Consider the following 10,167-nt stretch of genomic DNA (forward strand, 5'->3'; position numbering starts at 1 on the left):
GCGGCGCGGTCGGCCGCCGCGTCAGGCGACCTTGAACTGCCCGACCGTCGTCGCGAGCGCGTTCGCCTGCGACTGCAGCGCGGTGGCGGCCGCGGTCGACTGTTCGACGAGCGCCGCGTTCTGCTGCACCATCTCATCGAGCTGGCTGACCGCGCGGTTCACTTCCTGGATCCCGCGCGTCTGCTCGTTCGCCGCATGCGTGATCTCGGAGATGATGGTCGTCACGTTCGCCACGTTGGCCACGATCTCGCGCATCGTATCGCCGGCCTGGCGCACCTGCCCGGACCCGGCCGACACGCTCGCGACCGTCGACTCGACCAGCACCTTCACTTCGCGCGCGGCCTGGGCGCTGCGTTGCGCGAGGCTGCGCACTTCCTGCGCGACGACCGCGAAGCCGCGGCCCTGTTCGCCTGCCCGCGCCGCCTCGACGGCCGCGTTCAGCGCAAGGATGTTGGTCTGGAACGCGATCCCGTCGATCACGCCGATGATGTCGCCGATCCGGCCCGATGCTTCCTCGATCTTCCCCATCGTCGCGACGACGTCCGACACGACCACGCCGCCGTGCGACGCGATCCGCGACGCGGCCGCCGCGCGCTCGTCGGCCTGGCCGGCGGCCGCCGCCGACTGACCGACGGTCGCGGTGATCTCTTCCATCGACGCCGCGGTTTCCTCGAGGCTCGCCGCCGCCGATTCGGTACGCGACGACAGGTCCTGGTTGCCCGCCGCGATCTCGTTCGCGGCCGTGCGCACCGATTCGCTCGCGTCGCGGATCTGGCGCATCACGTCGTTCAGCTTGTCGACGAAGCTGTTGAACGAGCGCGCGATGTCGGCGACTTCGTCGCGGCCGTCGGCCGGCAGCCGCTTCGTCAGGTCGCCGGCGCCCGAGCCGATCGCGGCCATCGCCTGGCGCACCTGGGACAGGCGGCGGAACGCGGTCGCGGTGATCGCGCCGATGATCAGCGACGCCACGCCGACGATCACGATCAGCGTGATCAGCGACGCGGTCAGCAGCGAGCGCATCCCGGCCGTCGCCTCGGTCTTGTCGAGCAGCACCAGCGCGTACCAGTCGGTGCCCGGCACCGGCTTCGCGCGCACCAGCTTCGCGTCGCCGCCGACGCCGACCTCGACCGGCGCGTTCGCCGCCGCGATCGACGCCACGCCCAGCGAGCCGAGTTCGGGCGACACGTCGGCGACCGGCTTCAGCGTGAGCTTGGCGTCCGGGTGGGCGACGACGTGGCCGCTGCTGTCGACCAGCATCCCGAAGCTCGCCGGCGTCGGGCGGATCGACTTGACGTTGGCGATCACGCTGTCCATCGACAGGTCTGCGGCGACCACGCCCTTCAGCGCGCCGTCGCGCAGGATCGGCACCGCGAACGTGACGACGAGATTGCCCGTGCCGGCATCGACGTACGGCGGCGTGACGACCGGCTTGCCGGCCTGCGCGGCCTGCTTGTACCACGGGCGGCCCGTCGGGTCGTAGTCGGGCGGGATGCCGGTCGGGTCGGAGAAGTGGAACGCCTTGTCGGCATAGCCGGCATAGACGTTCGTGAAGCCGCCGGCCGCCGCCATCTGCTTGAACACAGGCAGCGGGTCGGGCGTCAGCGCGGCATCCTGCAGCGACGCGATCATCCGGCTGCGGGTCGCGACCCAATCGGCGATCCCGACCACGTGGCCGCTGGCGACGGAGGTCAGGTTGCGGTCGATCGCGTCGTCGTTGTACGCGCGTGCGATGAAATAGTTGATCAGGGTCGTGGCGACGAGCGCGAATACGACGATGGCGACGCACGCGGCAAGGATGCGGGCGCGAATGGACGAGAACATGGCAACGACTCGGTAAGAGAGCAGGAACGCCCGATTGGACGAATTCACCGTGTAAACGGCAAATCGGGCCACATACTTGAGGTCGTTGTGACGATTCGATGAAACGTATGACGACAGGTGTCTGCGACTGCCAATAAATCGTCAGGATGGCCGGGTTCGACCTGCGTGCTGCCCGCCGGCTACTCCCTACAGCCGGTGGCGCGGACGTGGATCGGCGTCCGCGGGCGCCGCATCGGCCCGGGTGTCGCGGTCGAAGACGTCCTTCTGGCGCATCCGCTCGCGCAGGTGCCGGATCGCGAATACGTGGATGTAGTCGTGCACGCGCGCGCCGGACGACAGCGCACGCACTTCGTCGTCGAGCATCGCACGCAGCTGATCCGCGCCGATCGCGCGCCGTTCGGCGGCTTCCTTCAGTGAATCGAGCAAATTGTCCTTGGACATCGACAGACTCCTGACGGTCGAGGAACGAAAAGATGACGGTACTGGAAGCTTAAAGACTGGACAGACACGCGGCGTACGATGCGCCGGCGCGGGTTTGCGCGCGATCAACGGCACGTTGCGTGCCGCCGCGTCGATCCGTTTCCGAACCGTTCGCGCAGGGTTCGCGGTGCACATGGCCCGCGAACGAGACTGGATGGAAGCCTTGCCACGCCACCCCGGGGCGCGGCATGGGCGACGGGCGGCGGGTGGACCGCCGCGCGACGCCGATGCAGTGGGGAAACTTAGACCGTCCGAAATCATGCGTCAAGCGCCCCCCTGCGATGCATTCGTCGGACGAACGCGGCGGTGCGGCCGATCATCCGCCGCGCGTGTCAGCGGATTCCGATAGCGCCGCGCAATTTCCTGACAGCGACTTCAGCGCGCGCCGCTTGGCAGCGCGCCGTCGCCACACGATACTGATCACATGAACCAGGCGTTCATACCGGAACATCGCTCAGTCGGCCATCGAGCCGGCACGCGGGGTCCGGCGCAGGAGACCAACCATGGCACATCGCACCTTACCGGGCCGGGACGGCCAGCGGCGCGCGTCGGGCAACGCGCGCGCCCTGCCCGCCCGGCCCGCGTCGGCCGGCAACCGTCCGTCCGACGACCTCGACACCTTGCTCGCACTCGCACGCGAGGCCGGATTGCTCGTCACGCTCGACGGGCAGATCGGCCGCGAAAAGTATCAGAGCGTCGCGGGGTCCGTCCTCGCGTTGCAGCGATTCGCCGCGGCGCTGTCCGCGCGCAACGCGGCCGACGCGCCGGCCGCATCGGAGCCGCGTCGCAAGGCGCGCCCCGGGTGGCCCCATGCGAATCGTTTGCGCAGTCGCACGTGCAGCGTATGTGCGCCGCTCCATGTCGTGCGTCCGCATGCGCGGGTCCGTCGCTGCACGGGCCGCCGGCACGACCTGCGATCGATTCTTCGCTCCCTCTGATCTGCGCACGTCACCGGCGCACGGCACGGCGCCGTGCATGCGCGCTGTCCGCCGCGATCCGTATCGAAGCGACCGCGCGCGATGACGCGCGGCTCGACGCGGCCGCATTCCAGACCATTCGTACGGGGAAATGAATTCGACAGGGCCAGGCGGAAAGCGGACGGGGTGACTTCCACCCCGCCCGTCCTCCAAGGCAACCGTCGGTTGCCTACCCTCGTGCCAGAGAGTTTCCGGTCGGATGGCGCGCCGGACACACACGCGGCGCGGCGCCCGAACATGATGTGGCGGCGAGTGCGACAGCGATCGCCTCTCATCGCCTTTCGCACGCCGGCGCGGCCTTGGTCCCGCACGCATGCGAAGGCCAGCCGCGTCGCGGGGACGCTCCCCCACTGTCTCACGCGACATGCGCCGCGTTTCTGATGCAGGTCAATCCATACCGCTTCGATCGCGACGACACGCGATTCATTCCGCACCGCGCACCAGCAGCACCGGCACCTGCGCGAGATGCGCGACCCGCCTCGCGACGCTGCCGATCAGCCAGGCGGCGATGCCGCGACGGCCATGCGTGCCGACCACCAGCAGCTCCGCCCGCCAGTGCACCGCATCGCGCATCAGTGCATGGGCCACGTCGTCGCTGGTCGGATGCGTTTCGACGATGCCGCGCTTGGTCGGGTTGCCTGTCGCATGAAACAGCGGGCCGATCTTAGCGAGCGCATCCTCGCCCTCTGCGCGGTACGCATCCTCGAGGGCGCGCACCGGCACGACATCGGTCAGACGAACCGCGCGATCGATCACGTACGCCGCATACAGCAACGTCGTCGGCGCCGCGAAGCCGAGCCCCACGCGCACCGCGTGCAGCGACGGCTCGCTGCCGTCGACCGCGAACATCAGCCGCTGCAGCGTGCCGTCCGACGTCCGTGCATAGGCCGACGGCACGATCAGCAGCGCGCAGCGCGCGCGTTTCGTCAGCGTGTCCGACATCGCGCCTTCGACCAGCCGCAACAGCCCGTGATGCGGATTCGCGCCGATCGCCAGCACGTCCGCGTGCCACGTCGACGTATCGTTGACCAGTGCGTCGGCGACCGAGCCGCCCGTGACCGACGTGTCGACGACCACTTGTTCGACTTCGATCCCGCTGTCGGCGAACAGCGCCGCGATCCGCTCGCAGGTGGCCTGCGCGTCGCGCATCATGTCCTCGCGCGCCGACGTCAGCAGCGCGTCGATGCGCGGAATGTCGGGCAATACGAGACGCGGATTGTCGATCGCGCAAATGATGCGCAATCGCATGCCGGGACGCAGCAGCGTGCGCACGTAACGGGCGGCGGTCAGCGATTCGGGCGTCGGATCGACGGCCAGCGCGATTCGCGCGAGCGTCGGGATGGGCTGGGCAGGCTGCATGGCGAAGGTCTCCGTGCGTGCACGTCGTCGCCGGGCGACGACGGGGCGTTTCGCGCGGCGGCCGGACAGCCGCTACGGTCAGGGATCGGCGGGATGCCACGCGAAGCGCGGACAAGCAATGCGTTCGTTCAGCATAGGCCGTCCGGCCCGCGCGTGCATGATCGCGATCAACGATCGCGAACGGTCGCGCGGCACCCTGCCCGCGCGGCTTACGACTTCGTCGGCATCGACGCAGCCGGACGGTTCGCGTAGAACAGCGTGTACGCGATGCCGAGCAGCACGATCCACACCGGCCCGATCACGAGCGCGACGCGCGTATCGGGCGTGAACGCCATCAGCACGACGACCAGCACGAGAAAGCCGAGCGCGACGAACGAACCGAGCGGAAAGAGCGGCACGCGGATCGGCAGGCGCGCGATCTGGTCGGCCGACAGCGTGCGACGAAAACGCATCTGCGCGATCAGGATGACGCACCACGTCCAGATCGCGCCGAACGTCGACACCGACGTGAGCCACGTAAACACGTGCTGCGGCGCGAGATAGTTGAGTAACACGCCGATCAGCAGTAGCGCGACCGACACGGCCACGCCATACACGGGCACGCCGCTGCGGTTCACGCGACCGAGCGCGGCCGGCGCCTGGCCCTGCTGCGCGAGGTTGTAGAGCATCCGCGCGGTGCTGAACAGGCCGCTGTTGCACGACGACAGCGCCGCGGTCAGCACGACGAAGTTGATGATGCCGGCGGCGGCCGGAATGCCGAGCCGGGAGAACGTCATCACGAACGGGCTGCCCTGCGTGCCGATCTGGTCCCACGGATAGAGCGACATGATCACGAACAGCGCGCCGATGTAGAAAATCAGCACGCGCCAGAACACCGAATTCACGGCCTTCGTCAGCGACTTCTCCGGATTGCGCGCCTCGCCGGCCGTGAGGCCGAGCATCTCGACGCCGAGATACGCGAACATCACGATCGGCAGCGCGGCGATCACGCCGTTGATTCCGTTCGGCATGAAGCCGCCGTGCGACCACAGGTTCGAGATGCCGGTCGCGATGCCGCCGTTGCCGATGCCGAACGCGATCATCAACCCGCCGCCGACGATCATCAGCACGATCGTGACGATCTTGATCAGCGCGAACCAGAATTCGAATTCGCCATACAGTTTGACCGCGATGAAGTTCACCGAGCCCATCGCCAGCAACGCCGCGAGCGCCCAGATCCAGTTCGGCACGCCGGGAAACCACATGTGCATGTAGACGCCGACCGCGGTGATTTCCGCCATGCAGGTGACGATCCACACGAACCAGTAGGTCCAGCCGGTCAGATAACCGGCGAGCGGGCCGAGGTAGTCGCGCGCGTAGCGGCTGAATGCGCCGGCGACCGGGTTGGTGATCGCCATCTCGCCGAGCCCGCGCATGATCAGGAAGATCGCGAGGCCGCCGAGCAGGTAGGTCAGCAGGATGGCCGGGCCGGCCGTGCGGATCGCGGTGGCCGAGCCGAGGAACAGGCCGACGCCGATCGTCGCGCCGAGCGCCATCAGGTTGATGTGGCGTTCTTCCAGCCCGCGGTGCAACTGGTCTTCAGGTTGTTTCAAATTCGTCTCCTGGCAGCCGCGAGCGGGCCGCCGTCATTGTGTCGATGACCATGCGCGACCGTTCATGCCGATTTTTGGCAGCCGAAAACGAAATAATCCCCGCTGTCGATTTCCGAATGGGAAACGACACGGATGCCGCGTCAATTCGGTTGGAATTGGCGCGGATTATCCGTATTTCCCGGGACAAGCCGGAAAAACGGATCGGGCCTTTCACGGAATACACCCGAGCGGCCCGCACGACGCGGCTGTGCGCCTGACGAGCCTTAACGGGATCCATCGCTTTCGGCGCGAATGACCGCGCGTCGAATGTGCACAATCAAGCGCACGCAATATGCAGGCGGGATTATAGGGAGGATCGGCGGTTTCACGCCAGGCGATTTTGGGGAAAATCGCGGTGGGTGAAAGTGGTGGTTGGATTGGAGGGCGCGGAATACAATGCTAGATCGCAACGGGCGTCACGATCCCGCTCAAAATTGGGCCGTCACCTGAAATCCGACCGTCACACGCGCAGTGGGAAAACCGGACGGCTTGTAGACCGGCGTACCGGCGAACAGGTCGTAACCGTAGCCACCGAAACGCGTCGCGACGCTGCCCTTGACGCCAATTACGGCACCGGCCAACTGCGTACCGACCAACGCAACCGGCTGCGGCCCCCAAACGCGGCCGTAATCCAATCCTGCATAAATCGCCTGTCCGGTCTGTCCGATCGGCATCTGCAGCTCGTTGCGCCAGTAGAAACCGCGTGCCGCTGCCAGCATCGTTTCGCCGTCGAAACCGCGAACTGTATAGCGACTGCCGATCGTCAAGTCATCGATGTAGTACAGCGAGTTCCCGGTATATTGGCCGTGGATGCTCGTCACGTATCGGAACGGCTGCTTCGCGATCGCGAACGGCACCGACAGGTTCGCATCGAGTACCGCCATCTTGAAGCGGTAAGTAGGACCGCCACCGGCAGCGAGAATGTCGTCCTGCGCACCCAAGCCCGCGACGCCCTGTCGGTACGCCAGCGTGCCGTCGAACTGCGCCCCGTCGAAGTAATGGCGGTCAGTCAGGCCGAATTCAACGAACGTGTTGTTGCGACGCTGCTGTGGGATTTCCGTATCTTCGACGAAGCTCTGGCCGAAGCGACGGGACAAGCGGACATAGCCGCCGAATACGTCGTTCTGGCTACGGGCAAGCACTCGGGCAAGCTTGAAATCGATCGTCTTCGAATTGCCGCTTGCAACGAATGTTTGATTCACGCCAGCGATTTGCTGGTAGTACGTGTTCGTGTAGGCCGATAACGTCGCGGTCCAGTCACCCCACGGGATCGAGTAGAAGCCGTTCCAGCCGTGCGAACCAAGGCGGTTGTCGCCAAGTTCGAGGTCTTGGCTCACGCCGACGTTGAAGATGTCGTTTAGCCCGAGCGGGTTATCGATGCCGATCGACAGGTTGCCTTGCAGCTTGCCGGTCGCGCGCGTGCCCGAGTTGTCGATCGACGCCACCACAGTCCACGGTTTGCCGCGTTTCACGTCGAGCACGACATCGCTTTCGCCCGGTACGTCGCCCGGAACGATCTGCATCGAGACGTCTTGACTCTGTACGCGCTTCATCTGCTCCAGACCTTGCTCGAGGTCGCGCAGGTTCAACAGTTCGCCGTCGCGCGTCGGGAATGCGGTTTTCCATGTGCCACGCAGTTTTTCATCGGCGAAGCGCACGTGTCGGATCACGCCGGGAATCAGCGAGACTTTCAACGTACCGGACGACAAATCCTGTTCGGGGAGCAGCACGCGCGTCGTGATGTAGCCGCGCGAAAGAATGTGTTGCGACAGCGCCTTGATGAGCACATCAAGCCCTTGCTTGCCAACGCACTGCCCCGTGTAGTGCTCAAGCCATTCACGCGCGAACGCGAAGCGATCGAGCGGCAGCGTGGATGCGCCCTGAGCTTTCAAGCCATCCGTCAGCGAATCGGGAACATCGAGCGTGAAGCGGTCAATGCGGAAGCACGGTGTTTCGGCCGGAAGCTGTGGGTAGCCTGCGCTCGCCGCGACACTCGAACGAACCCCCGGCGCGGAAACGATTCGCTCCCGCTCCCGCGCTTCCTCCTGCTGACGTGCCTGTTGTTCGTTACCAAGCGGCTGTACCGACTGTGCCATCGCACAGGTCGATGCGATAAGCAACGACCCCGCAACAAGGCTACCCCCTCGGATTTTCTTCTTCATGTATTTGATTCTCTCGATTACGCGTACCGCGTGATCATCCAGACCCCAATCAGGATGACGACAGCGCCGACGACCTGCATCGGCCGCAACAGGTATTCGTGTAACGCGGTGAACGACAACACCACGAGCATGGAAATCGCCACCATCGCCGGATACGCGACGCCTAGCGTTGTTTTGCGCAGCGCGATTGCGTAAAGGAGGAACCCGACACCGTAGGCACCTATGGCCGCCCCACGGGCGATCCATGGCAACACGCTCGATTCACCCAGTGCGATTCCCTTGAGCGCCGCAACGCGGAGCAATATGCTCGCGAGACCACCGAAAAAGCCACTTGCGACGACGATCAGCCCGTTCACCGCGCGGCCTCCGTCACTACTTCCACATCTGGTCGGTGACTGGCGTTTGTGCGGGTGTCATCGGATGCGCCCGTGTTCCCATCAAAAATCATATTGAAACGATTCGCGCCATGGAGCGCGATCAGCACGATGGCGGGAAAGACGACCGAAAAGTTTCGCGCCTCATCGCGGTAGCCGAAGAAGAAGAACAACACCAGCACCGGCAGGAATGCCGCAAAAAAATAGATACGGTATCGATGTGGCGTCGCGCGCCACGCCGAGCCGAAGAACACCGCAAGCGGGACAAGCATCAGCGGATTTTCGAGACTTGGCGTAAAGATGCCTTTGCCGATCAGGTTGTAGAACGACAGGTAAGACAAGGGATTAAGCCAGAATTTCAGGTTATCCCACACGTGAAATTCGACGAAACCACCTGCATTCGCGTCGTAGCCGCTCATGATGAAATGGCGCGTGCTCACGCAGATCACAAGCTGCAGCACCAGCCAACCGACTCGTTTCAATACCGGAACGTCGCGCTCGTGCAGGAAAAATAGCGCGAGCGGGACAAGGAAGAACGTTTCCTTGTTCAGGGAGAAGATGGAAACCATCAACGTGCATGCCAGCATCCGCTTCTTCAACAGGAAATAGCAGGCACCGAGTACGCCGAGCAGTTCGAAAAAGTCATAGTAGTAACCGCCCTGCTGAAACGTGAGCGGATAGACGAAGCCGAACGCCGCCAGAAAGCCAACGGATCGCCCGAAGTTCAGGCCGTGTAGTCTGGCGAGCTTGTAGACCAGCAACAGCGCGAACAGCGTCGACAACACGATCGCGATGTACGTCAGGTGATAGACGAGCGCCACGATCGGTGTCCAATATTCGTCCGGCACACTTGTGAAATAGGCGTTGTGCAGCGAATCATGTCGTTTGATCGATTTGAAAAGCTTTTCCTGCTTCTCCTGCCCAAGCCGCTCGGCTATCCATTTTGCGGCTCGCGGGAACGACGAGCGATAGACATACGGCTTCGGTGCCTCGCCGTTCATCATGCCGACGAGACTGTAGCTGGTTGCAAAATCCCCTTTCTGGTCGTCACGAAAGCCCCACTTCAGCAACATGCTGTTGGTGATGTTTCCCGCGCATACGAACAGCAGCACATAGACGATGGCGAAGCGGCAGAACGCCAGCACGCGGTTTCGGTTTTTTTCGGTCATAGGAACTGTGCCGCTCACGGAGCTGGCAAGAAGTGAGCGGCCAGGACGATCACCACCATGATGCAAAGCATGCTGAAGCTACCGCGATTCTCGAGAATATGGACTGAGCTTGCTCCCGAAAAACGAATCCCTTGCTGAGCGTTTAAACTCAAGCAAGGAGAGTCAAGAAGATGAACAAGGCGAAACGAGCGCGC

The 10,167-nt window shown here is 64.4% G+C and carries 10 protein-coding genes; 1 reads left to right on the forward strand and 9 read right to left on the reverse strand.

The annotated features are described in order from the left end of the window. Nucleotides 1–21: 21 nt before the first annotated feature. Together HWX76_RS35535 and HWX76_RS35540 are read right to left on the reverse strand one after the other, a co-directional pair. Nucleotides 22–1,821 (reverse strand): methyl-accepting chemotaxis protein, encoded by a 1,800-nt coding sequence (locus tag HWX76_RS35535; protein WP_089489369.1) that lies wholly within the window; start codon nt 1,819–1,821, stop codon nt 22–24. Between the two features lie 186 nt (nt 1,822–2,007). After that, entirely contained in the window at nt 2,008–2,262 is a 255-nt protein-coding gene (locus HWX76_RS35540) for a DUF3562 domain-containing protein (protein ID WP_050011051.1), read from the reverse strand. 542 nt (nt 2,263–2,804) lie between these two features. Between HWX76_RS35540 and HWX76_RS35545 the strand changes: the two genes are divergently transcribed. After that, the gene (locus HWX76_RS35545) at nt 2,805–3,239 is read left to right on the forward strand and encodes a hypothetical protein (RefSeq protein ID WP_050011050.1); all 435 of its coding nucleotides are present in this window, start codon (nt 2,805–2,807) and stop codon (nt 3,237–3,239) included. Nucleotides 3,240–3,701: 462 nt separating this feature from the next. On the opposite strand, the gene HWX76_RS35550 is transcribed toward HWX76_RS35545, so the two are convergent. From HWX76_RS35550 to HWX76_RS36560, 7 genes are all read right to left on the reverse strand, one after another. Further along, a complete protein-coding gene (locus HWX76_RS35550; protein ID WP_089489367.1) occupies nt 3,702–4,637 on the reverse strand; it encodes a universal stress protein in 936 nt (311 codons plus the stop codon). A 209-nt stretch (nt 4,638–4,846) separates the two neighbouring features. Continuing rightward, nucleotides 4,847–6,229 carry an amino acid permease gene (locus HWX76_RS35555; RefSeq protein ID WP_176017072.1) on the reverse strand — a complete coding sequence of 461 codons (1,383 nt, stop codon included), beginning with the start codon at nt 6,227–6,229 and terminating at the stop codon, nt 4,847–4,849. Further along, nucleotides 6,216–6,506 carry a hypothetical protein gene (locus tag HWX76_RS35560; protein ID WP_244138075.1) on the reverse strand — a complete coding sequence of 97 codons (291 nt, stop codon included), beginning with the start codon at nt 6,504–6,506 and terminating at the stop codon, nt 6,216–6,218. Before HWX76_RS35560 ends, HWX76_RS35555 begins: the two co-directional genes overlap by 14 nt. Nucleotides 6,507–6,696: 190 nt before the next feature. After that, complete coding sequence (locus HWX76_RS35565) at nt 6,697–8,364, reverse strand: ShlB/FhaC/HecB family hemolysin secretion/activation protein (RefSeq protein WP_244138076.1); 1,668 nt, start codon at nt 8,362–8,364, stop codon at nt 6,697–6,699. Nucleotides 8,365–8,447: 83 nt separating this feature from the next. Continuing rightward, nucleotides 8,448–8,786, reverse strand: coding sequence for a hypothetical protein (locus HWX76_RS35570; RefSeq protein ID WP_050011046.1), 339 nt, complete (start codon nt 8,784–8,786; stop codon nt 8,448–8,450). After that, complete coding sequence (locus tag HWX76_RS35575) at nt 8,783–9,973, reverse strand: hypothetical protein (RefSeq protein ID WP_089489365.1); 1,191 nt, start codon at nt 9,971–9,973, stop codon at nt 8,783–8,785. The genes HWX76_RS35570 and HWX76_RS35575 overlap by 4 nt, the downstream gene beginning before the upstream one ends. A 14-nt stretch (nt 9,974–9,987) precedes the next feature. Further along, the coding region (locus HWX76_RS36560; protein ID WP_208458939.1) for a hypothetical protein at nt 9,988–10,167 on the reverse strand (180 nt) is incomplete at its 5' end.

Origin of the sequence: Burkholderia sp. BCC0398, from assembly GCF_902833245.1 — a bacterium.
GTDB classification, from domain to species: Bacteria; Pseudomonadota; Gammaproteobacteria; order Burkholderiales; family Burkholderiaceae; genus Burkholderia; species Burkholderia sola.

Bases quoted from the DNA above. Each gene is read 5' to 3' on its own strand.
- HWX76_RS35535 (WP_089489369.1), bottom strand. From the start codon at position 1,821: ATGTTCTCGTCCATTCGCGCCCGCATCCTTGCCGCGTGCGTCGCCATC.
- HWX76_RS35560 (WP_244138075.1), bottom strand. From the start codon at position 6,506: ATGGATCCCGTTAAGGCTCGTCAGGCGCACAGCCGCGTCGTGCGGGCC.
- HWX76_RS35545 (WP_050011050.1), top strand. From the start codon at position 2,805: ATGGCACATCGCACCTTACCGGGCCGGGACGGCCAGCGGCGCGCGTCG.
- HWX76_RS35565 (WP_244138076.1), bottom strand. From the start codon at position 8,364: ATGGCACAGTCGGTACAGCCGCTTGGTAACGAACAACAGGCACGTCAG.
- HWX76_RS35540 (WP_050011051.1), bottom strand. From the start codon at position 2,262: ATGTCCAAGGACAATTTGCTCGATTCACTGAAGGAAGCCGCCGAACGG.
- HWX76_RS35550 (WP_089489367.1), bottom strand. From the start codon at position 4,637: ATGCAGCCTGCCCAGCCCATCCCGACGCTCGCGCGAATCGCGCTGGCC.
- HWX76_RS35575 (WP_089489365.1), bottom strand. From the start codon at position 9,973: ATGACCGAAAAAAACCGAAACCGCGTGCTGGCGTTCTGCCGCTTCGCC.